Raw genomic sequence first — 22657 nt, 5'->3', positions numbered from 1 at the left:
CACGATACCATGGATTGTCGTCACCGGTTCCTGCCGCGTAGGTCGCAATCAGATCGGGTGTGATGTCGTAGGTGAGGCCGCCGAAGTCGCGGCCGACGTACACCTCTTTGCGATCGAAAATTTCACTGGCCATCGTGATGTCCTGTCGGCGCTAGTGTTTCTGCTTGGCTTTAAGCCGATCATTGAACTTGGCGGCGTCGACAACTGCGCGTCGATGGCTCCCGGAGCCAATCTGCTCGACGTCATCGAACGCGCGCACGGCAAATTCGAGGCGCCGGCCTTCGACCTTGGTCAATTCTGCTTCGGCGCGTGCGCGATGCCCGGGCGGAGTTGCGGCGATGTGACTGACTTCGATCGACATGCCGACCGAGCTTTCGCCGGCGTCGAGAAACGGCTTGATGGCTTCGATGGCCGCCTGCTCCATCATCGCGATCATCGTCGGCGTGGACAACACGGCGGCGAGAGACGAATCGAGTTCGCTCGCAAGATGCCGCGTCTCGACCAGCTGCTCGAACTTGCCCTTGGCGCCGACCGGTACAGGTTTCATCTTTCTAAAGCACTGTAAGCAAAATCTGGATGGCCAGCGCGACGCACATTGCCATTCCGAAGGTGAAAAAAATCGTTCGCCATGGCTGCATGCCGTTCAGGTAAGCAATCGTGTGCAAAATACGTGCGACGATGAAGATGGTGAAATATATGAACGCGCCTTCCGGCCAGCATCCGAGCGTGACGTAGATTAAACCCAGGAACAGGAAGATCGGAATGTTCTCCAGGTCGTTGCGCCAGACCAGCGCGGCGCGTTTTACGATTGGCGCTTCATCCGGCGCAGGCGGGACGTGTGCGAAGAATTGCGCGTCTTCAGCGGTCACGAATGTTTTCGAGTTCACTCGTCCGACGCCCTGAACGACCGAGTTCGCGAGCATCTTGAAGAACAGGATCACAGTCGTCAATGCGTAAAACTGGTACTCACCCATCGGCGGCTATCTCCTAAGGCCCATCGCGTCGAGCTTTTTGACGATCCATTCAACTCGATCGTTACCCCAAAACGGTTCTCCATCGACGATGAAAGTCGGTACGCCGAACACGCCATCGCGATCGCCCGCGGCGAACGCCTCGGACAGTTCGCGGGGGCCGTCGTGAGCGGCGTAGCGCCGGAAAGCGTCGGCGTCGAGTCCCGTTTCTTTCATCACCGCGGCAAGCGCTGCGGCGTTTTCGATATCGAGCTCGCGTTTGAAGAAGCGCTCGAAGACGCGATCGGAATACGGGCGGAATAGGCCATGCTGGTCGGCCCACAGGCCGGACATGAGCGCGAGTTTCGAGTCGAAGATCTTCTGCGGTCCGCGGAGGATCATGCCGCGCGCGTTCGCGTAGCGGCGGGCGTCGAGGTAGAGGTAGCGGACTTTGCGCCAGTCGCGCTCGGGGCGCTGGTCGAGGTCGCCGCCGAAAGCGCCGCGGATGTTGAGTTCGTGCGGTATGTAATGCAGGCGAACGCGATGCGATTCCATCAGGGCATACGCCGGATGCATCGCGAGATACGCGAACGGGCTCTTGTAGTCATAGTAGAGCTTGATGGTAAGGAGCTCGTCGGCCATGAGTGAGGATTTAGCAGACAGAAGCGAGAACTGCCTAATCCGAAGTGCGCATCCAGTCGGCGACGCGTTCCCCGATCATGATGCAAGTGAGATTGGTGTTGGCGCGCACGATGTTCGGCATTATCGAAGCATCGACCACGCGCAGTCCCTCGACGCCGCGCACGCGACAGTACTGATCGACGACGGCCACCGGATCGTTCTCCGGGCCCATCTTCGCGGTGCCCACCGGATGAAAGATCGTCGTGCAGTTTTCGCGCACGAACGTCTCGAGCGCGGAATCGGAGTTAACCACTTCCGCGCTCAGATTCACGAACTCTTTGAGCATCGGCGCGAACGGACCTTCGTGCATCAAGCGCCACGCGATGCGCACGCCGTCGGCCATCCGGCGCAGATCTTCGGGGTCGCCCAGATAATTGAGATCGATGATCGGCGGGACGTCGGGATTGGCGCTGCGCAGGGTTAGCCGACCGCGCGAGCGGGGGCGCTGCAGGCCGGGCACAACAGCGACGCTCGGGACAGTCAGGCCGAGCGCAAGTCCGGGAGCCACGCTCTCATCGAACAGTTCAAACACGTACATCTGCATGTCGTTGAATTCGTCCGAGCCCGCCGCGGTGTAGCGGATACCGATGGGATTGGTAACTTGCGGGTCGTGCGGAATTCCCGCCACCGGCGTCGCGACGACGAAGACCATCGGATGGTCAATGAGATTGCGGCCGACGCCCGGCGAGTTCATCTGGCATTTGATTCCCAGCGCCGCGAGTTCATCGCGCGGCCCGATCCCCGAACGCATCAATAGAGCGGGAGAGTGGATGGCGCCGGCGGAGAGCGTGACGCGCCGGCCGGGCACGCGCTGCAGCGTGCCGCTGCTTTCGATTTCGACACCTACCGCGCGGCCGTTCTCGATTGTCACGCGGTGCACGTTGACACCGGATCGAATCGTGAGATTCATGCGATGACGCGCGGGCGCAAGATAGCCGATTGCGGTCGAGATGCGCACGCCGTCGCGCCGGTTGCGCGGCCACGGGCCGATACCGGTGGACTGCGGATCGTTGTGGTCCGAGACTTCTGCGTATCCCGCCGCGCGCGCGGCATCAAAAAAGGCACGGTTGAGAGGCTGCCAGTTCTCGGGCCGCGGGCGCTCGATCCATATCGGTCCGCCGACTCCATGAAAATCGCCGCGAGCGTCGCGATCGTCTTCGAGCTTGCGATGGAACGGCAGGACCTTCTCGAAGCTCCACTCGCGATTACCCCACGCCGCCCATTCATCGAAGTCGTCCGGCGTACCGCGCAGCGCGATATGTCCATTGACGGCAGAGCTGCCGCCAGTGACTTTGCCGCGCGGGTACGGGATTTCCCGAGTGGGCGTGGCCTGCGCGATCAAGCCCCAATCATGCGGTCCGGCAGAGACCCACGTGTTCAGCAAGTCGGCCGGAGTGCGCTCTACGGCTGAGTAGTCGGGGCCGGCCTCGAGCAGCAGGACGGCGCGATTGGGATCCTCGCTGAGCCGGGCAGCGAGCACAGCGCCCGCGGAACCCGCGCCCACAATGATATCGTCGTACTCCATCGACCGTCTCCCGTCTTCAGAGCGCGGTCCAAGTGCTAGCAGGTAACGTCGGTACTTTCCTAGATCAGATCAGCGGTTCGTGGATTGCCTCGGCGGCTTCCGACGCGGGTTGCTTGCGATGCGGGTCGGCGCCGAGTACAAGGGCCAGCACGCCGCTGACTGAAATCAGGATGCCGACGATCTCGCGAATGGTTGCGCGCTCGCCCAAAAACAACACCGCGAACAAAATCGAAAGTATCGGGATGCCCGGGATGACCAGCGCGGTCGTCCACGCCAGCGAGAGCCGGTTGATCGCGCCGTACCACGTCAGCCCACTCAGAAAATAAATGAAGAATCCGGTCACCAGGATCACGCCGAGCGAGGTTGGGTCCGCGAGTTGCGCAATTGAGTCGCGCCGGAATACCAGTAGCATCGCTGTCAGAACAATCGACGCATAGAGAAAGCGGCCGCCCGTCATCGAGGTCGGCGTCAACGGGGGCATCAGCTTCAGACCCATCACGTGCGACGCCTGCCAGAATAGCGGCGTCGTGAAGATGATCGCCGCCGCCCACAACGGCGAAAGCGAGCCGCCGCCGGCAAATACCGAACCGATGCCGACGAGGATCGTAGCGGTCGCCAGCATCTGCCGCGCCGACGGCCGCTCGCCGATGAAGATCGTCGAAAGAATCAGCGAATAGACCGGCTCGGTTTGCAAAAGCAGCACGCCGGCGACTGCGCCGATGCGGGTGAGTCCGTAGGTGAGGGTAAGGCTGGTCATCACGGTTCCCGCCATCGCCACGCACAACAGGCGGCCGCGATAACGCGCGTCGACGATCAATCTCAACTCACCGGTAAACAGGAGCAGCGGGATCGTACACAGCGTCGCGACCACGACCGCGCCGGTGCAGAAGAGCAGGGGATCGAGATGAACCGCGCCCCACCGCGTGATCACCGGCTGGGCGGCGCCGATGATCGTATTGATGATGCAAAGCGTCAGACCGACCTGAAAGGCGCGGGCGCGACGCGCCGTTTCGATTGCGCTTTCGTTGGGAACAGGCGGCATGGAACGCGCCGAGGTCTCGATCGGCATCGACTACGCTCGCGCCAACGCCACTGCCACTACCAGTACGGCCAGCGCGATTCGATAAATCGCGAAGGGCCGGTAGCTGTTGGTTCGCACGAATCTCAGCAGCCAGACGATTGCCAGCAGGCCGAATACTGCCGAGGCCGCGAAGCCCCATCCAAGCTGGGGTGTGAGGCCGGAGTGGAAGAATTTACGCACTTCGAGCAATCCGGCGCCGGCGATAATCGGCGTCGCCATCAGGAAGGAGAAGTTCGCAGCGTCGGCGCGCTCGACGCCGAGGAAGCGTGCGGTGGTAATCGTGGCGCCGGAGCGGGAGACGCCGGGAATTATCGCAAAGGCCTGGCTCAGGCCGATAAGGAGGGCGTCGAGGAACGTAAGGTCGCCTATTTTGCGCTTTTCCGCCCCAAATTTATCAGCGGCCCACAGCAGAATGCCAAGGGTGGCCAAAGTGATGGCGACCAGAACCGGCGATCGAAAGATCGTCTCGGCTTGTTTCTCGAGGAGCACTCCAATAATCGCTCCGGGTACTGACGCGACTATCAACAGCAGCAGCAACCGCCGCTGGACGCGGTTGCCGTTGGCAATCGACATCACCATCTCGAGCCATTCGCGCCAGTAGAAGACCAATAGCGCCAATAAAGTTCCAAGGTGAAGCATGACGTCGAAGGCAAGCCCCGGGTCCTCCCGCCATTTGAATAGCCACGGGACCAGTATCAAATGTGCCGAACTGGAGACCGGCAAAAACTCGGTTAAGCCCTGCACGATGCCGAGAACGATCGCTTGGAATACAGAAAACATAATAGTTTCAGCTACTTAGGAGTGTACGACGCGTTTAGTGCATGATTGTGCCAAAGGGGACCGATGCCCAAGAAACTTACTAGAAGGTGAAAACATGTCTAAGATACTCCTTGACCGGGCCGGTGCATCGTCTAGAATTGGTCCTCATTGGCCTAGAGTAGATGCGGGTAGCAGGAGGCGTTATCGCCTATGAATCGAGTTGCCAGAGGCAAGGTAATTCCCTTACGGGAGGTAAGCGTGGTCGAGTCCGACGGAGGGCCTGACCAGTCTGCCGTTTGGGACGACATCAACCCGGGTGAACCGCGTCCGTTTCCGGTTGTTTCAACGCTGCCACGATTGCCGGTGATGATCCCCGACGAGATTCTGGACTACTACGGCTGGGTCTTTTGCCAAGGTGGATTCCTTAATCTCCAGATGACGTTCGAGCAGTTCCTGGCCGTGGTCGCCGCCGTCAGTCCTGCGGGACTGAGCCCGGAATACGACCCAAGCGAGGCATCGTACCCTAACGATTGATCCACCGCGATAGCGCGAGGCGATCATTTCGATGCCTGCCCTGGGCGAACTCGGGCGGGCATCGATTTTTTTACGGCTGCTGATTTGCATAATACTGCGCCGGTTTCAGTTGTCCCCGTCGGAACCTTTCTTCGACTCGCTCAACAACGTGTTCCTGATCCAGATACTGGGCAGACTGGCGCCATCGGTCGGCGACTTGAGCCCATTGTCCTGCGCGATTTGCCGCCAGTTGTCCTCGTTGCCGGTCGCCCGCTTTGCAAGTCCCTTCAAATCCTCGTTGGGGAGGAGAGCGTAGTTGACGCCCCCTTCCTTGGGAGTGCCGCCCGACGGCGGGAATTGCGCGGCCAGCTCGTCCATTTTGGAGAACAGGTTGAGACGCGTGGTCGCGCTGTACTTCGCGGTGTCTTCGTCGGGAATGTCCTCGCCCCGAACGTTGACGACCACCCTGGAGCTGCGGCTGGAAAGCGGCACCACTTCGATCTCATAGCGATACTGCGGATGCTTACCGACCAGGCTGCCGAGCACGCCGCCGCCGACGTGGGCATCCTTCCACAGCGTGATGAGGTGGTCGTCGGGCTTGACCTCGAACAGGATGCCCTCGCTCCGGAGCACGTCCTGGGTTAGAAGAAATGAATCGTGAGCCGTGTACGGCAGGTCGTGTTGCTCGCCTTGTGCCGCATCGGTCCCACCGCCGCCGGCGCGGTTGGCGTAATATGGAGCGTAGTAGCATCCGGGGCAGATCAATATCGAGAAGACGATCGCGATTTTTGGAAATTGCCGAAACACAATCCGCGCCGCACCCATCTCAACCGATAACAGGGTGTTGAGAAAACTCCACGATGGATCTTTTTGCAAATTGTCTCAACACCCTGTGCAAAAGCTGGCTGCTTTCCTTTATCTTCTCTCCCGCTCTGTTGCGGGGGGAGATAAGAGAGGAACAGGCCGTGATTTATCAACGGCCTGTTAAGGAAACCATGAGCCTTTCATCTGCGCAAGACGAACTGGCGCGAGTGCCCTCGCATTGCGATTGAGATTGCACGATCCGCCCGCAGACGCTAATCAAATATACCCTTATGACAGAAGCTGAAAACAAAACGCCGCGGCACGTGATGGCCGTGGTTGGAGGCGCCACCGCCGGCTCGGAAATCGCGCGAATCCTCGCCGAGCGCGGCGCCCTGGTCATCGTGTTCGAGCAGAATTCGCGCCCCTACGGCAAAATCGAAGACGGCCTGCCCCGATGGCACGTCAAGCAGCGCAAAGACGAGTACGAAGAAATCAACCAGCGCCTCGACCATCCGAATATCGAGTATGTCCCGCTGACCCGGATGGGCCGCGAACTCGATTTCGAACAACTGCGCACCAGCTGGGGACTCAGCGGAATCGTCCTGGCCCATGGCGCGTGGAAGGATCGCGCGTTTCCGGTCGAGGGCGCCGACCAGTTCATCGATCGCGGCCTGGTCTATCAGAACAAGCTCATCTACTGGTTCAATCACTACCTCGAAAAAAATTATGACGGTCCGCGCTACGATCTCAGTCCCGGCGCGATCGTCGTCGGTGGCGGACTCGCGTCGATCGACGTGGTCAAAGTGCTGCAAATCGAGATGACGCTGGCGGCCCTCAAGGCGCGCGGCATCGCCGGCGACATGCTCGCGCTCGAACGCGAAGGGATCGAGCCGGTGCTGAATGCGAGCGGGCTCAAGTACGGCGACCTCGACGTCGCGCCGTGCAAGTTGTACTACCGCCGCCGCGTCCTCGACATGCCGCTGTCGGACATTCCTCCCGACGCCCCCGCCAAGCGGGCAGACGCGCTCAGGCAGGCGCGTGCGAAGATCCTCGACAAGGCGCAGCGCAAGTTCCTCTTCGAGTTCCAGGAGCTGCGCGCGCCGAGCGGCGTCGTCGTCGAGAACGGCGCGGTGGTGGGAGTGAACTTCAGCCGCACCGAAGTCGCCGACGGACAAGTGCGAATCGTGCAGGAAGGCGCGGAGTCGGCGCGCGCTCCGCTGACCATAAGTTCGATCGGCAGCATCCCCGAGCCGATTCCCGGAATCGCGCAGAAGGGCGAAGTTTATACCTACGTCGATCAGAAGATCGGCCTGCTGATGGACGGCCCCACCGCCGTGTTCGCCGCCGGCAACGTGCTGACCGGCAAGGGCAATATCAAGGACTCGCTCGACAGCGGCACCGAAATTGGCTCGCGCGTCGCCGAGGCGTACCTGGGATTGTCGGGCGAGGAGTTTAAGATTGCCGAGGGCGCGCGCAAAGACGCGGCCGTCTCCGGCGAGAAGATCGCCGGTGCGATGAGCGCGCGACAAAAGATCGCGCCGGATGGAGTCTCGAGCCTGCTGCGTCGCGTTCGCGAACGCCAGCATGCGGTCGGCTATGAGGGCAACTACCGCGCATGGCTCGCCAAGGTAACGCCCCCGGATCTACACTAGTATCGCACCAGCGGTTCACTGGGTGCAGGGGTGACCTCTGCCCAAGGAAGTGTGAAACCCAAGGGTGGGTTTCACGTTAGATGAAGGGCGCCCCTGCTTTTGCCTCGTTTGGGACGCGACTATACGCTCATTCGGATGACGATAAGGGAGGTGCGGTGTGGACGAACTCAAGCGAACTGACCCGGAAATATTTGACCTCATAAAACAGGAAGAGCGGTACGAGATCGATTCGGTCCGGATGATCCCGTCGGAGAACTACGTCTCGAAAGCGGTGCTCGAAGCGACCGGCTCGATTCTCACCAACAAATATTCCGAGGGCTACCCCGGACGCCGCTACTACGAGGGCCAGCGCTACATCGATCAGATCGAAGAGCTGGCTGTGAACCGCGCCAAGGCGCTGTTCAACGTCGATCACGCCAACGTGCAGCCCTATTCGGGGTCGCCCGCAAACGTCGCGGTATATCTCGCGTTGCTCAAGCCGGGCGACACCATCATGGGCCTCTTGCTGCCGCACGGCGGGCATCTGACCCACGGATGGCCGGTCAGTATCACGGGCACGTTCTGGAAATCGGCCCCGTATGAGGTTGACCGGGAAAGCCACCTCATCGATTTCGACAAGGTCCGCGCGCTGGCGCGTAAAGAGCGGCCGAAAATAATCGTGACCGGCGGCACCGCGTATCCGCGCCTGTGGGACTTCAAGAGTTTCAGCGAAATCGCAAAAGAAGTCGGCGCTCTTCTGCTCGCCGACATCTCACACGTCGCCGGACTGATTGTCGGCGGCGTGCATCCGAGTCCCGTGCCGTATGCCGACGTGATCATGACCACCACGCACAAGACCCTGCGCGGACCGCGCGGTGCGATGATCATGTGCCGCAACGAATACGCCGAAAAGATCGACAAGGCGGTCTTCCCCGGTCTGCAGGGCGGTCCGCACAATCACACGACAGCAGCGATCGCGGTTGCGTTGAAGGAAGCATCTACGCCCGAGTTCAGGGACTACGCAAAAAAAGTGGTGAGCAACGCAAAGACGCTGGCCGATGAGCTGCTCGCGCGCGGATTCAGCCTCGTCTCGGGCGGCACCGACAACCATCTGATACTGGTCGATCTGACCAATAAGAAAGTGATCGGCAAGAAAGGCGCGAAGGCGCTCGACGCCGCCGGTATCGTCTGCAACTACAACACGGTTCCCTACGATCCACGCAAGCCCTTCAGCCCCAGCGGCTTGCGCCTCGGCACGCCGGCGGTAACCTCGCGCGGAATGGGCGACGCGGAGATGCGCCAGATCGGAAAATTCATGGACGAAGCGATCGCCCACGCCGGCGACGAGGCGGCGCTAGGGCGTATCGCGGCTGCAGTCTCCGAGATGTGTCGCAAATTCCCAGCCCCAGGAATCGCGCTCACTTAGCAGTCGAACGCGATTGTTCCCCTTCCCAAGGGGTTAGGTCGCTGGCTTCGAACCGCGTGCCCGGGTTGACGGCGCGTGGTATGTTTCGACGCGGGCTCATTCAGGGGAGGACGCGAAGGCAATGAATCCTTTCTCGAAAACTCTGTCGCTACTTGCGTCGGGTTTGTTGGCCACCGGTTTGACTCTCGCGCCCGCTGGATTGGCCCTTGCCCAGGACGCGAACGACGAGGATGTCTCTCAGCTGCCTGACGTAACGGTTCCGAATATCTCGGGATGCTGGCAGGGCAACGCATTCAACGATAGCCAGGGCAACACCAGCATTCTGTTTGTTTTTGGGCAGACAAAAAACAAGATCAACAAGAAACACAGCAGCATCGATCTCCAACCCGCTTCGCACGTCCACGGAAATATCTCCGGCACCGTCAAGCCCACTCAATTCAGTTTTCACGGTAAGGTGGGCAGCGGATGCAATATCAAGGGAACCGCATTCATCCAGAACGACGGCACTCTCAGCGGAAACTATCACTACGCCGGAAAATGCTTCGAAAATGGTTTCACCGGCGGCGATTTCTCCAAGGTCACGTTGTTAGGCCCGACTTGTCCGTAACCGCTCGACCGTAAAAATCCGCATGGCAAAAATAAAAGTTGAACGAGGCCTGCATCTCGGGATGCCGTACACGCCTGATATGCAGGATGGCGGCAAGCGTCCCGAGCCGACGTGGAGCACGATTCGCGACCAGGTGCGCGACGCCGATGCACTCGGCTACGACACGATCCTCGCGGTCGAAACGCAGCACGACCCGTATCTCGAACTGGCGATAGCGGCGCAGGAACCGTCGAAGATCGAGCTGGCGACCGGCATCGCGCTCGCCTACACCAAGAGTCCCGTCGCGACCGCGTACACCGCGTGGGATTTGCAGCGCATGAGCGGCGGCCGGCTGAACCTGGGACTCGGCTCGCAGGTGAAAGGCCACGTGACGCGGCGTTTCGGGATGCCATGGTCGAAGCCGGCGCAGCGGATGAAAGACTACGTCGGGGCAATGCGCGCGTGCTGGCGCACCTGGCAGACTCGCGAGCCGTTCAACTTTCAAAGCGAGCACTACAATCTCTCGCTGATGACGCCGAACTTCGCGCCGCCGCCGCAGTCCAATCCCCATATCCCCGTGCTGATTGCGGCGGTGCAGGAGCGGATGCTCCAGGTCGCGGGAGAAGTGTGCGACGGCGTGCGCCTGCATGGGATCGTCACGCGGAAATATCTCGATCAGATCGCGTTCCCGAATCTGAAAAAAGGCTTCGACAAGTCGGGCAAACCAGCCGCGGAGTGGAGCAACTTTCAAATCGGCGGCGGCGGGTTTCTGTGTGCCGGAAAGGACCAGGACTCGCTCGCGCGAGCCGTCAGCGGAATGAAATCGACCATCGCGTTTTACGGATCGACACGCTCGTATCGTTCGAGCTTTGAAATCGACGGATGGGGTGACACGGCCGACCAATTGCACAAACTATCGGTGCAACAGAAGTGGCCCGAGATGGCGAAGCTCGTCACCGACGAGATGGTCCATGCGTTCGCCGCAGTCGGCACCTACGACGAGATAGCGTCGGTGATAAAGAAACGCTTCGCCGGCGTTAACCGGCTCTCATTCGACATGCCGGTGAAGAACGATCACGATCGCGGCGTGCTCAAGGAGATTATCCAGGACCTAAAAAATCCCTAGAGAATCCAGCATACGTCCTCGTAATAAAAAGTTCTAACAGGGACGAAGTCCCGCATCTTTCTTATCACTGGGTGCAGGGGTCACCCCTGCCGAAGGAAGCGTGAAACCCACCGCGGGTTTCACATCAAATAAAGTGATTTACCCTTCCCCAACTACGCGAGCGGCGGGTTGATGTCGGACCACAAGCGGCGCATCAACTCGATATGAGTTTCCACGGCCCATAGCGTTTCGGCGGCAGCGCTTTCGGGTATCGCCCGAAAGATCGAACCCGCGCTCGAGTCGCCGTGGTCCTTGTCCACCTTCACGTGAACACTGAAGAACAACAACGCATCGTCGGAGAGTTTGTAGTGACGGCTGAGTCCGTCGATCACGCGGACGTAAGCGTCAGGGTTGAAGAGTTCGGAGCCGAGACTGATGCCAGCCAGCGTCACGTACCACGGCTTCGATTCGGCCAGCCAGTACATCCAATGCATCATCGCGGTCGCGTCGGCGGTCTTGCTCGCGCTGAGCAATTCGGCGCGCGGGATTCCGATAGCCTCGCCGAATTCGAGATAGAGTTCGGGATGCGATCGGTTGGCGCCGGAGACACGGCCGAGTTCTTCTTCGATCAGATTTTCGACGATCGCTTTGCGCGCCGGGAAATCATCGCACTTCGCGTAGATGAGGCCGAGGATGTTGGCGTTGTGGGCCTTGTTGCCGATGAACAGTTGTGTCGCCCAATGCCGAAGCTGCGCTTGAGACAGTTCGCCGCGCTCGATCTTCTCGATCGTCGGATGCGACCGAAGCGTGCGATTGTTGCGCTCGAGTCTTTCGATTAAGCCTTTGAGCTGGCGTGTTCCTTTTTCGACATCCATAATCAATTTCCTTGTGGCGCAGCGGCTCTGGAAGCCAACGCGCCGCGTTCGGCGGCGAGTTTTTCCGCAATGTCACGGCGCAGTTCAGACTTTCTGATCTTGCCGACGTTGGTAAGCGGCAATTCGGGTACGATCTCGATTCGTTCGGGCCATTTGAATTGCGCGACGCCGCGAGCCGCGAGAAACTCGCGCATCGCGCCAATCGCGAGAGTCTCTCCATCTTGCAGCAACAGATAGGCGCAGGCCTTTTCACCGAGAACGTCATCGGGCATCGCAACAATGGCGGCGGCGCTGACAGCAGGATGCGCGATCAAATGCGCTTCGATTTCCTCAGCGTTGATCTTCTCGCCGCCGCGATTGATCAGGTCTTTGATTCTGCCTTCGACTACAAGATTCCCCGACGGGTCGAGCCGCACCAGGTCCCCGGTGCGATAGAAGCCATCCGCAGTGAAGGCTTCCCGATTGCGCTCGGGCGCATGGAAGTAGCCGCGAATCGTGTACGGACCGCGGCACCATAGCTCGCCAACTTCCCCGGTCGCGACCTCCGTTCCGTCGGCGTTGACGATCCGGATCTCGTCGGCCAACGAAAGTGGACGGCCTTGCGTCGTGAACGTCACCTCTTCCGGCGCGTCGAGGGGTGTGTAGCACAACAATCCCTCGGCCATCCCGAACACTTGCTGCACGATGAGATCCGGAAAGGCTCCTCGCAGAGCACGGGCGGTCGGCTCTTGGAGCCGCTGACCGCCAATCGTGATGATGCGCAACGAAGCAAGCTGGGCACGTGAAGATGGCGGAAGGTCAAGCAAAGCGATCGCGAGCGCGGGAACGCATGGCAGGTGACTGATTTGTTCGCGCTCGATGGTATTCGAGAGATCGGCCGCCCTCGTTGACTGAGTGAAGAAGGTTCGCGCGCCGGTCAGCAGCGCGCCGAGCAATCCGGGGCATGCCAGCGGAAAATTGTGCTCGGCCGGGAGTGCTATCAGGATCCGCGATTCCGACTTGAGATCGGTCGCGGCAGCGGATGCGCGCGCGTTGTACAGATAGTCGGCGTGCGTGCGCGGTATAAGCTTCGGCATCCCGGTCGTGCCGCCGGACAGCAGGAACAGTGCAACGTCGAATGGATCGTTTGCTGAAGTTCCAATCGAGCACGATGATCTGCCGCTCTCGTGCATCGAGACGCATCCCTTGGCCGGCGCGGTTGAAAGAATGACGCGGAGCTTAAGTTCTCGAGCGAGCGCAGCGTGATCGAATGCACGATACTCGGGCACGATCGCGATTGCCTTTGCGTCCGAGAACGACGCCAGGTATTCGAGCTCTGCTTTGCGAAAAGCCGGTAGCGCCATAACGGGAATCGCGCCGATTTCGAGGCTTGCGATAATCAAAGTTGCAAATTCGACACAGTTGGGAAGCTGGATGACGATGCGGTCGTTGCGCTCTATCCCATTGCGGGAGAGGAGGGCGGCGAGGCTTCCCGCTTCAGCGATTAGTTGCAAGAAGCTGAGACTTCGAGTCGAATCGCTGACTGCGATGGCTTCGGGATGCTCGAGCGCAGCGCTTGCGATCGCGTGCGGGATGGTTTCGCGACGCCAGATTTCTTCGCGAACGTAGCGCTCTGCGAAGTCGGCGGGAAACGGAGTGCATCCTTCGAGCATCGTGCGTCCGAAGATTCAGCGGGCGGAAAGAGCCCCGGCGATCATGCGGAAACATTCGTCCATGATGCGGCTGCGCTGTTCGTAGTCGCGCGCCGGTTCGTACCAGGTGTAAAACCAGTTCATCGCACCGAACAGCAGCGAAGTGAGTATTCGTGTCTGCTCGCGATCGAGAGTCTTGTTGCGATGCGCGGCGTAGCCCTCGAGCAATCGGCGACAGATGCGCGAGTACTCGCGCTTGAGACGAGTGATATCGGCGGCGTAACGGCCGGTGAGAGAATCGGCCTCCCGCACGAGTACTTTCATCTCGGCGAGATTGCTCATGTGGTACTCAAGATGGCTGCGGATGAACAGCCGCAAGCGCTCTTCCGGATCGTTATTCGATGAAATTCGCGACTCGGCGAGCGAGACGAGTTGTTCAAACGCGCGGCGCGAGATGAGGTAGAGCAGCTCCTCCTTGTTGCGGAGGTAGTAGTAGATGCGCGGGAAAGAAATTCGCGCGCGAGTCGCGATGTCGCGAATCGAGGCGAGACCGAAACTCTTTTCGGCAAAAACCGCGGCCGCCGAGCTCAAAATGTGATCGACGTTTGCGTCGTAGCGCTCGTCGGGCGCCATCGCGCGCGCGGCAGGCTTGATTCGCGCGACCCGCTTCGGCGCGGACTCGAGATTCGACTTTTTCAATTGATCACCTCAGCTGAATCGACGGCCCGCCGACGGATCGGGGATCGGAATCTCGAGTTTGGTCAGCAGGTTGTCGATTTCCTCGGTGAACTCTTCACGCATTTGCTCGTTGCTGCGGCGTCGAAGACCCCATCGAACATAGTCGAATTGCCGCTTGGATCCCGATTTTCCAAACATATCGAGCCCGGCGGGATACCACTTTGCCAGGTGTTTGATCAGCAGTTCGCGTCCGCGATCGCCTTCACGCTGCAAGTACCTGCGGATCAGCCGGTAGCCGAAGGCGGCATGACCGAGCTCCTCTTTGTGCACGCGTTCCGCGATTCGCGCGAGCGGCTCGTAGCTGCAGCCGACCCACTCGTAACCCATGTAAGCGCCCTGGCGGTCGGCGAAGAAACTGAACAGGCCGTACTCGAGCCAGTCCTCGGCCTGGTCGCGCATTTCAAATATGTAGATCGGCATCGGCGACGCCATGAATTTCCCATCGACTGTGACGCCGAGGTCTTCGAGCAGCTTCATCCAGTAACTCGCGTGGCGAACTTCGTCGGACCAGAACGCCGCGTACTCGGCTTTGTCTTCGGCTGTTGGAGCCAGCGCGAGCGGCTTGAGGAGCGTGCGCTCGGGCGCGAGCATATATTCGGACTCGATCCGCGACTGGATCGAGAGCATCCGGATCAACAGATCTTTGTAGTCGGCGGGCAGGCCGTCGGGGCTCGCGAATCGGAGATCGCTCGAAGGGGCGGGATTACTCATTCGATTGTTTCTGTCCTCATCTTGTTCTGAACGATAGTTCAGATAACACTGGGACAACTCCCCGTCAACCCGCCATCGTAAGGCCGCCGCTCACGCTCAGCACCTGGCCGGTGACGAAGTCTGAATCGGAACTCGCGAAGAACGCGACTGCGCCGGCGAGGTCCGCCGGTTGCCCGAGGCGGCGAAACGGGATGCCACGCGCCATCGCGTCGAGAAGTTTCTCGCGTCCGGCCATCGCATTCTTCAGCAGCGCCGTGTCGGTTGGCCCGGGGCAAACCACGTTGACGTTGATGTGATTTGCGGCGAGTTCGCGCGCGAGCGTTTTCGAGAATCCGATGATGGCAGCTTTGCATCCCGCGTAAACCGCTTCGCCACTCGAACCGACGCGGGCTGCGTCGGAAGAGATCGAGATGATTTTGCCGGAGCTTCGCGACTGCATGCGGGGCGCGATTGCCTTGCAGCAATTGAGCATGCCGCGATAGTTGATCGCGATCACTTTGTCCCAAAAGTCGGGGGTGGACTCGACGAACGGCATCAGCACGTCCCATCCGGCGTTGTTCACGAGGATGTCGATTGGTCCGAGTTCGTGCTCGACGCGATCGGCCGCCGCGATCGCATCGCCAAGTTTGGTGACGTCGAGCGCGATCGCGATCGCGCTTGCGCCGCTGGCGCGAATTTCCGCCGCGGCTCGCTCGGCAGCATCGACCTGGACATCCGCTAGTGCGACTTTCGCGCCTTCGTCGGCGAGTCGCGACGCGATTGCGCGCCCGATTCCCTGGGCGGCGCCGGTTACGATTGCAACTTTGCCGGTGAGGCGAGTCATGGCGCTACTTCAATTGGCGCATTGCATCTAACTTGCAATCCAGCCGCCGTCGATGATGAATGGCGCGCCGGTCGCGAACGGGGCTTCGTCGCTGGCCAGGAATAGCGCGGTGTGCGCGATTTCGTCTGCCTTGCCGACGCGCCCGAGCACCGAGCTGCGCTCGATGAACCTCGGTTTCAGTCCGTCGGGACCGGTGATTCGATCCACCATCGGGGTATGGATTACCCCCGGGCAAATGCAGTTGACGCGAACGTTGTAGCGCCCGTACTCGAGCGCCGCCACGCGGGTCAGCGAAATCACGCCGGCTTTCGCCGCGCAGTAGGCGGCCGCTCCTTTGCGCCCGACGATTCCAGCGACCGATGCGGTGTTGATCACGGCGCCGCCACCGCGCTCGACGATTCGCGGCAGTCCGTATTTCATTCCGAGCCATACGCCGCGCAGGTTGATGGCTATCACGCGGTCGAATGCCTCTTCGCTGAGCTGCGCGATGAAACCCGACTCGCCTTCGATTCCCGCGTTGTTGTAGAGCACGTCGAGCCCGCCAAATGCGCGAACAGTTTCTTCGACCATCGCGCGCGCGTCCTCCGAGTCGGACACGTCTGCACGCAACGAAATCGCCTCACCGCCGGACGATTTGATCATTCGCGCGGTCTCAGCCGCGGACGCTTCGGCTACGTCGATCGCCGCTACTTTCGCGCCTTCGCGCGCAAACAACACGGAGGCCGCACGGCCCATTCCAGAGCCAGCGCCGGTGATCAGCGCGACTTTTCCTTTTAGTCTCATTGGTACCGCTCCATTTGCCGAGATTAGCGCATTTTGACGGGATGCGGTTAGCGCAAACGCCCAATCACTTGATGTGAAACCCTCGGTGGGTTCCACGCCTCCTTTGGCAGGGGTGACCTCCTTCGGCTTCGCTCAGGACCGGCTCTGCACCCAGTATCAAGATAAAAAGCGGGGTCGCAGCCTAATGGCCGCGACCCCGCTGGTCCGATGGAGGTACCGGACTGTTCTACTCGGTCGGAGTTGAGTCGCTCGGGCTGCCGCTCTGCGCCCACAGAGCCTTCATCTCGGCGTGAATTGAATCGAGCTTGGCCTTGGTTGCGGAGATTTGCGTGAGCTGAGCCGGGGTCAGAACGTTACGAATTGCGATCGCGTCCTGAATCTGCTCATTCATCATTTGATCGTGGAGCTGAGTCATTGTCGTAACCGGGACGGACAAGTCGCTGGCTGCTACCGTGCCGGTCGACGTGAACTTGGCCGCGATTGCTTCCTTGGCGGCTTTGAGCTGCTGGTATTCGGTCTTACGTGCGGCGCGTCGGTTCTGGAAGATAGTATGAATCTGCTGCTTCTGCGCGTCGGTCAGATTTGCGGTCCTCAGCAACAGCGGGAGCGGCATGCCGAGCGCGTCCATGCCGCCATGCATGCCGTGAAAACCTCGATGCCCCATGTGACCGCCCATACCGCCGGAATTCGACGAAGCGACGTGCGCCACCGCGGCGACCAGAGCGACCGCTATAACTACGGGAACGATACCGCGAGACAATTTCGAAACCATATGAAAACTCCTTGATGGAGCGGCCTCCTTTGTTGGCGGCATTCGCTCTCACATAACTGTACGTTAAGGCGGAAAACCGGTTACGCGTTGGTGCTGGCGGCGACTAAATTCGGTGGCTGGCCATCAAGCGGTTCGCGTCAGCGTAAGTGGTGGCGCCTTCGGGCGTCGAATCGTATGTACCAGCACGCAACAATTCGCCCACGGTTTTTTGCAACCCTGACATAGCTCCGAGCGTCAGCCGCGTGCCGACGCTCAGGCGCGCAACGCCCAGACGCTCGAGCTCCGCGATAGTCGGGATGCCGGGGAAAGCGAGCAGGTTGAGCGGGCCGTTGAGGGTCGGCACGATTCGCTCGATGTCGGCGCGGCGCGAAACCGCTGGCAGGAAAAGACAATCGGCGCCGGCCTTACGATACGCGTTGGCGCGGCGGATGGCATGCTCGAAGCGCGAGTCGGGCTCGCCGATTCCGAGCAGATAGACGTCGGTTCGCGCGTTGATGACGAGCGGCACGCCGGCGGAGTCTGCCGCCTCGCGCGCTGCGCGCACGCGTTGGACGGCGACTTCCAGATCGTAAAGCGAATGAGTACCGTCGTGAACCTGGTCTTCGAGGTTGATCCCTACGGCGCCGGCGTCGATAACGCGGCGGACAGTTTCGGCGACTTCGCGAGCGTCGTGCGCAAAGCCGGACTCGATGTCGGCGCTGACGGGGATCGTCACTACCCGAGCGATACGCGCGATCGCAGCAATCATCTCGTCGCGTGGAATCGCCTCGCCGTCGGGATAGCCGACTGAAAACGCCACGCCCGCGCTGGTGGTCGCAATCGCACGCGCGCCGGCCTCTTCGATCACACGCGCGCTCATCGCGTCCCATGCGTTGGGCAGCACTAGAATCCGTGAGCGATCGTGCATCGCTCGAAATGCTTCTGCTTTGGCTCGTTGGGTGTCGCGGTTCATGGTTGCCTCCTTGATCTGCTGACTACATACAACACCGCAGTGGTCTTCGTGTGAAATCGCGCGATCAACTTCAATGAAAATCGTGCGAGGGCGGGACCGCGCCGGGAATCTTGATCTCCTCGAAACGGCGCGCGCGAATCGCGGTCACGCCGTCAACCTGCTGCAGTACGCCCTCGGCCAGCAGGATTCCGGCGCTGCGCAACAGCAAGCGGTTTTGCTGAAACAAGTCGGGCGTAACGATCAGGTTGGCGATTCCGGTCTCGTCCTCGAGCGTGATGAACAAAAAACCCTTCGCGGTGCCGGGGCGTTGGCGCACGATCACGACGCCGGCAGTCTTCACCCACGATTGATGCCGGGCGCGAGTGAGATCGTCGGCGCTCAGAATTCCGCGCACGGTCAAATCGTTGCGCAGATACTTCATCAGATGAGGGCCGGTGGTGAGGCCGGTCGCGGCGTAGTCCGCCAGCGTTTCATCGATCGGCGACATCGATGCGAGTGGCGCCCCACTGTCACGCGGCTTCGTGCCGGCGAGCAGACTCTTGGGGTCGCGTTCGACGGCGGCTGCATTCCACATCGCGTCGCGACGTGCCAGGCCGAACGCGGCGAACGCGCCGGCGTAGGCGAGCGCGTCGAGCTCGCGGCGATTGGGTCCGACCCGCGCGGTAAGATCGGCGATCGAATCGAACTGTCGCCGCGCGCGCTCGCTTTCGATTCGAAGTCCAACTTCCTCGCGCAGCCCCGTGACGTATCGCAGTCCCATGCGCGCCGCGGGCCGTCCATCGACAATTTCGATTGTGCATTTCCAGTCCGAACGCGTCACGTCGATCGGCAGTGCGAGGACGCCGTGACGCGCGGCGTCTTTCACCAGCGTCGAGGGATGATAGAAGCCGAGCGGGTAGCAGTTCAGCATCGCGGCAACGAACGCCGCCGGATGATGGTACTTCAGGTACGCCGACGCATACGCTATCAGCGCGAAGCTCGCGGCGTGCGATTCGGGGAATCCGTACAGCGCAAACGACGTGATCGAGCGCACGATGTCGTCGGCGACGTTGCCTTGCAGGCCGTTTCGCAGCATCCCGGCGCGCAGCCGCGCTTCGATTTTCTCCATCCGCTCGGCCGATCGCTTGAATCCCATCGCGCGGCGCAGTTCCTCGGCCTCGCCGCCGCTGAAACCCGCCACCGTCATCGCCATTCGCAACAACTGCTCCTGGAAAAGCGGGACACCCAGCGTGCGTTTCAAAATCGGCTCGAGCGAGGGATGCGGATACTCGACGGGCGCGCGATGATTGCGGCGATCCAGATACGGATGCACCATTTTGCCGACGATTGGGCCGGGACGAATTATCGCGACCTCGACCACCAGGTCGTAAAATCGCTCGGGCTTCATCCGCGGCAGCGTAGCCATCTGCGCGCGGCTCTCTATTTGGAAAACACCGACGGTATCGGCGCGCCGCAGCATCGCGTACACGTCGGGATCGTCGGGCGGAAGATGCGCGAGATCGATTTCGACGCCCTCGTGCGTGCGAATCATCGGAATCGCCTCCTTCAGCGCAGCCAGCATCCCGAGTCCGAGCAAATCGATCTTGATGATGCCGAGATCGGCGCAGTCGTCTTTGTCCCATTGAATCACCACGCGGCCGGGCATCGAGGCCGGCTCGAGCGGCACGATTTCATCCAGCGGCTGCGCGGCGATCACCATGCCGCCGCTATGCTGCCCGAGATGGCGCGGCAGGCTCTGAATCTTGCGCACCAGCTTGACCATCATCATGATTCGCGGCGCTTCCGCATCGACGCCGCCGCGCTTGAGCAGCGCAACCAGATCGTCGTGATGGTCGCGGAACTCGTACACCTGGTTGAGCTTGGCGAGCCGGTCAACCTGCTCTGGCGAGAAGCCCAGCGTCTTGCCGACCTCACGCACCGCACTCCTTGTTCGATAGGTGATCACGTTCGCCGTCATCGCGGCGCCGCGTTCGCCGTAGCGGCGATAGACGTACTGAATTGCCATCTCGCGATCGTCGCCGCTGGGCAGGTCGAGATCGATATCGGGCCATTCGCCGCGCTCCTCGGAAAGAAAGCGCTCGAAGAGAAGTTCCATCTTGACCGCGTCCACCGCGGTGATCCCGAGCGCGTAACACACCGCGCTGTTGGCCGCGGAGCCGCGTCCCTGCACCATGATCCGATTCTCGCGGCAGAACTGAACGATGTCCCACACGATCAGGAAGTAGCCCGCGAGCTTGAGCCGCTCGATGATCCCGAGCTCGTGTTCAAGTTGGCGACGTGTGCGAGCGTCCATCGCGCCGCGCCATCGCTCGCGCGCACCCGCATAAGTGAGTATCCGCAGATAACTGTCGGGCGTTTCGTTCGGTGGCAGCGGATAATCGGGAAAGCGATAGCCCATGTCGCAGAGCTGGAAAGCGCATCGCTCGGCAATCGTGCGCGAGGCGGCGACGGCACCCGGCAGATCGCGAAACAGCGCACTCATCTCGGCGGGCGATTTCAGATGACGCTGGCTGTTGATCCACAGCGCGCGGCCGGCTTCTTCGAGCGTGGTCTTGAGCCGGATACAGGTAAGCACGTCGAGCAACCTGCGATCCGAGCCGCCGTGGCATACGTCGTTGGTCGCGACCACCGGGATTCGCGCCGCGCCTGCAAGCGCCGCGAGCTTGCGATTAAGGCGCTCTTCACCGGCGTCGAGATGCCGCTGCAAATCGATGTAGAAATTTCCCGCGCCGAAAATCCCACTGAGACGCCGGCTCAGCTCGACGGGATCCTCGCCGCGAACAAGCATCCGCGACAGCGGACTCATCACACCGCCACCAAGGCAAATCAGTCCGCGGCCGTAGCGTTCCAACTCGTCGAGCGTAATGCGGCTCTCGCCCTTGGCGGGATAACTGGGCGCGGCGACAGAGCTGTCGCGGGCGAGCGCGCCGGCATTGAGCACGCGCATCTTCGAGTCGGTGATCATGCGGCAGAGATTTTGGTAGCACTCGCGATCCGGCGCGAGGACGTAGAGCCGCGAGTTGTAGTTGTCGTCGAGCGTCAGTTCCGCGCCGACGATTTGCCGGATTCCCGCGGCCTTCGCGGCTGCGTAAAAGCGCGGCGCGCCATAAAGTCCGTCGCGATCGCCAAGCGCCATCGCGCTGTAGCCGAGTTCCGCCGCGCGCGCCGCGAGATCCTCGGGCGTGCTCGCCCCTTCCAGAAAGCTGAACGCGCTACGTGCGCGAAGTTCAATGTAGTCGGAGTTCATTGCGATTCGCCGCAATAGTCAGTCGTAGGCGCCGTCGAGAAACCACTTGTGCGAGTTCACGTCGCGGAAGACGCGGTAAACGCCGCCGTCTTCGAGCGCGAGTTCGTAGTAATCGCGGACGAAGCCGTATTTATTCGTGCCATTCATTTCAGTTCGCCCATTTCTCATAGAGGCGCCATTGAGATGCGGGGTGGGCGACGGCGCTGCCGTGAGCGCGGACAGTGCCTTCAGATTTTCTGCCGATACCTGGCGCGGATGCGCTCCAAACATGCGCCCGTCATGTAACTCGAGTCCTCGTTGCGGTGCGGGATTTGTTTTGTCGGATGAATCCGCGGGCGGATCTTCGTCCACCGCGCAGCCAAGCCACCATTCGCCGTCGCGCCGCCACGGCCCGGCGATCGAGATGACGCGTGCGCCAAGATTCTCGCCGCGGACGAATTCCGGAATCTCCCGCGAGCACATCACCTCGATTTCCCGCGCCGGACGAATCGCGCGTATCACTAGCTGCGTCACATTCTTCGCAGGCACGTTTTCGGGAATCGGCGGCGGTGCGGGCGGTGCGAATGGATCGACCCGCGTCGCTTCGGGCCGATGAGAATTTTCGGCGCTCAGCATGCCGACGTTGCCGGGACCGCATAGCGCCGCCAACCGCGCAATCGTGGTTTGCAGTTTATCCGGCGCGGGGCAGGGCGGCAGGAACATGTCGGTCTGCGCGGGCCGCGGTACGCGCGGCGCGATCTCGATTCGAATCGATTCGACGGCGGCCTCGGGCGGCTCCGCTTCAAGGCTCAGGTTGATGAGCGTGAGAATCGCGCGGACGTCGTTCGACGGCGCCGCTACCGCGACCCGGCGATTGAAACTGCGATGACCGCTCATCCCGAACGCGAGCGCGATATCGCCGGCCACCATGCCGCGAATCGAAAGCCGCTCGGCGAGCCGCTCGAGCATCGCACGCATGACGAATCCCAGCGGCTCCAGGAGCTCGATTCCGTATTCGAGCTCGACCGTCTCGACGAAAAACTCGGCGCGGCGGCGCGGCACCAGCGGCGCATGGCTGCCGCCGC

The 22657-nt window shown here is 61.1% G+C and carries 23 protein-coding genes; 6 read left to right on the top strand and 17 right to left on the bottom strand.

Annotation, left to right across the window (positions count from 1 at the left end; all coding sequences use genetic code 11):
* Positions 1–151: 151 nt before the first annotated feature.
* The 6 genes from VIW95_RS07420 to uppP form a co-directional block, all read right to left on the bottom strand.
* Positions 152–547: a thioesterase family protein gene (locus tag VIW95_RS07420; protein ID WP_331584933.1), complete on the bottom strand. Its 396-nt coding sequence runs from the start codon at positions 545–547 to the stop codon at positions 152–154.
* A gap of 4 nt (positions 548–551) precedes the next feature.
* Positions 552–974: an MAPEG family protein gene (locus VIW95_RS07415; protein WP_331584931.1), complete on the bottom strand. Its 423-nt coding sequence runs from the start codon at positions 972–974 to the stop codon at positions 552–554.
* 6 nt (positions 975–980) lie between these two features.
* The gene (locus VIW95_RS07410; protein ID WP_331584929.1) at positions 981–1592 is read right to left on the bottom strand and encodes a 2-hydroxychromene-2-carboxylate isomerase; all 612 of its coding nucleotides are present in this window, start codon (positions 1590–1592) and stop codon (positions 981–983) included.
* 34 nt (positions 1593–1626) lie between these two features.
* Positions 1627–3156 carry a mycofactocin system GMC family oxidoreductase MftG gene (gene mftG, locus VIW95_RS07405; protein WP_331584926.1) on the bottom strand — a complete coding sequence of 510 codons (1530 nt, stop codon included), beginning with the start codon at positions 3154–3156 and terminating at the stop codon, positions 1627–1629.
* 64 nt (positions 3157–3220) lie between these two features.
* The gene (locus VIW95_RS07400) at positions 3221–4225 is read right to left on the bottom strand and encodes a DMT family transporter (RefSeq protein ID WP_331584924.1); all 1005 of its coding nucleotides are present in this window, start codon (positions 4223–4225) and stop codon (positions 3221–3223) included.
* A 3-nt stretch (positions 4226–4228) separates the two neighbouring features.
* Positions 4229–5017 carry an undecaprenyl-diphosphatase UppP gene (gene uppP, locus VIW95_RS07395; RefSeq protein WP_331584922.1) on the bottom strand — a complete coding sequence of 263 codons (789 nt, stop codon included), beginning with the start codon at positions 5015–5017 and terminating at the stop codon, positions 4229–4231.
* A gap of 237 nt (positions 5018–5254) precedes the next feature.
* On the opposite strand from uppP, the gene VIW95_RS07390 reads away from it, so the two are divergent.
* Positions 5255–5530 carry a hypothetical protein gene (locus VIW95_RS07390; protein ID WP_331584920.1) on the top strand — a complete coding sequence of 92 codons (276 nt, stop codon included), beginning with the start codon at positions 5255–5257 and terminating at the stop codon, positions 5528–5530.
* Positions 5531–5635: 105 nt separating this feature from the next.
* On the opposite strand, the gene VIW95_RS07385 is transcribed toward VIW95_RS07390, so the two are convergent.
* Positions 5636–6334: a hypothetical protein gene (locus tag VIW95_RS07385; RefSeq protein WP_331584918.1), complete on the bottom strand. Its 699-nt coding sequence runs from the start codon at positions 6332–6334 to the stop codon at positions 5636–5638.
* Positions 6335–6369: 35 nt separating this feature from the next.
* Here VIW95_RS07385 and VIW95_RS07380 point away from each other — a divergent pair, with 35 nt between their 5' ends.
* The 5 genes from VIW95_RS07380 to VIW95_RS07360 all read left to right on the top strand — a co-directional run bounded on the left by VIW95_RS07380 (position 6370) and on the right by VIW95_RS07360 (position 11082).
* Positions 6370–6561 carry a hypothetical protein gene (locus VIW95_RS07380; protein WP_331584915.1) on the top strand — a complete coding sequence of 64 codons (192 nt, stop codon included), beginning with the start codon at positions 6370–6372 and terminating at the stop codon, positions 6559–6561.
* A 42-nt stretch (positions 6562–6603) separates the two neighbouring features.
* Positions 6604–7965, top strand: coding sequence for a hypothetical protein (locus VIW95_RS07375; RefSeq protein ID WP_331584913.1), 1362 nt, complete (start codon positions 6604–6606; stop codon positions 7963–7965).
* A 157-nt stretch (positions 7966–8122) separates the two neighbouring features.
* A complete protein-coding gene (gene glyA / locus VIW95_RS07370; RefSeq protein ID WP_331584912.1) occupies positions 8123–9370 on the top strand; it encodes a serine hydroxymethyltransferase in 1248 nt (415 codons plus the stop codon).
* A gap of 121 nt (positions 9371–9491) precedes the next feature.
* Positions 9492–9977 carry a hypothetical protein gene (locus tag VIW95_RS07365; protein WP_331584910.1) on the top strand — a complete coding sequence of 162 codons (486 nt, stop codon included), beginning with the start codon at positions 9492–9494 and terminating at the stop codon, positions 9975–9977.
* Positions 9978–9999: 22 nt separating this feature from the next.
* Positions 10000–11082, top strand: a complete 1083-nt coding sequence (locus tag VIW95_RS07360; protein ID WP_331584908.1) for a TIGR03617 family F420-dependent LLM class oxidoreductase — start codon at positions 10000–10002, stop codon at positions 11080–11082.
* 152 nt (positions 11083–11234) lie between these two features.
* On the opposite strand, the gene VIW95_RS07355 is transcribed toward VIW95_RS07360, so the two are convergent.
* The 10 genes from VIW95_RS07355 to VIW95_RS07310 all read right to left on the bottom strand — a co-directional run.
* Positions 11235–11936 (bottom strand): iron-containing redox enzyme family protein, encoded by a 702-nt coding sequence (locus tag VIW95_RS07355; protein WP_331584906.1) that lies wholly within the window; start codon positions 11934–11936, stop codon positions 11235–11237.
* A gap of 2 nt (positions 11937–11938) precedes the next feature.
* On the bottom strand, positions 11939–13588 hold the full coding sequence (locus tag VIW95_RS07350) for a (2,3-dihydroxybenzoyl)adenylate synthase (RefSeq protein ID WP_331584904.1): 1650 nt from the start codon (positions 13586–13588) through the stop codon (positions 11939–11941).
* 15 nt (positions 13589–13603) lie between these two features.
* Positions 13604–14266: a TetR/AcrR family transcriptional regulator gene (locus tag VIW95_RS07345; RefSeq protein WP_331584902.1), complete on the bottom strand. Its 663-nt coding sequence runs from the start codon at positions 14264–14266 to the stop codon at positions 13604–13606.
* A gap of 9 nt (positions 14267–14275) precedes the next feature.
* Positions 14276–15016: a Phenylacetic acid catabolic protein gene (locus VIW95_RS07340; RefSeq protein ID WP_331584900.1), complete on the bottom strand. Its 741-nt coding sequence runs from the start codon at positions 15014–15016 to the stop codon at positions 14276–14278.
* Positions 15017–15080: 64 nt separating this feature from the next.
* Positions 15081–15839 (bottom strand): glucose 1-dehydrogenase, encoded by a 759-nt coding sequence (locus VIW95_RS07335; protein WP_331584898.1) that lies wholly within the window; start codon positions 15837–15839, stop codon positions 15081–15083.
* Between the two features lie 27 nt (positions 15840–15866).
* Complete coding sequence (locus VIW95_RS07330) at positions 15867–16622, bottom strand: glucose 1-dehydrogenase (RefSeq protein WP_331584896.1); 756 nt, start codon at positions 16620–16622, stop codon at positions 15867–15869.
* Between the two features lie 226 nt (positions 16623–16848).
* Positions 16849–17394 carry a hypothetical protein gene (locus tag VIW95_RS07325; RefSeq protein ID WP_331584894.1) on the bottom strand — a complete coding sequence of 182 codons (546 nt, stop codon included), beginning with the start codon at positions 17392–17394 and terminating at the stop codon, positions 16849–16851.
* Positions 17395–17497: 103 nt separating this feature from the next.
* Positions 17498–18346, bottom strand: a complete 849-nt coding sequence (locus VIW95_RS07320; protein ID WP_331584892.1) for an isocitrate lyase/phosphoenolpyruvate mutase family protein — start codon at positions 18344–18346, stop codon at positions 17498–17500.
* 70 nt (positions 18347–18416) lie between these two features.
* Positions 18417–21593 carry an error-prone DNA polymerase gene (locus tag VIW95_RS07315; RefSeq protein WP_331584890.1) on the bottom strand — a complete coding sequence of 1059 codons (3177 nt, stop codon included), beginning with the start codon at positions 21591–21593 and terminating at the stop codon, positions 18417–18419.
* Positions 21594–21611: 18 nt separating this feature from the next.
* The coding region (locus VIW95_RS07310; protein ID WP_331584888.1) for a hypothetical protein at positions 21612–22657 on the bottom strand (1046 nt) is incomplete at its 5' end.

The sequence above is a fragment of the Binatus sp. (SeqCode) genome (genome assembly GCF_036522015.1).
In the GTDB taxonomy this organism is placed as follows: Bacteria; Desulfobacterota; Binatia; order Binatales; family Binataceae; genus Binatus.
This window is presented reverse-complemented; position numbering and strand designations above follow the sequence as displayed.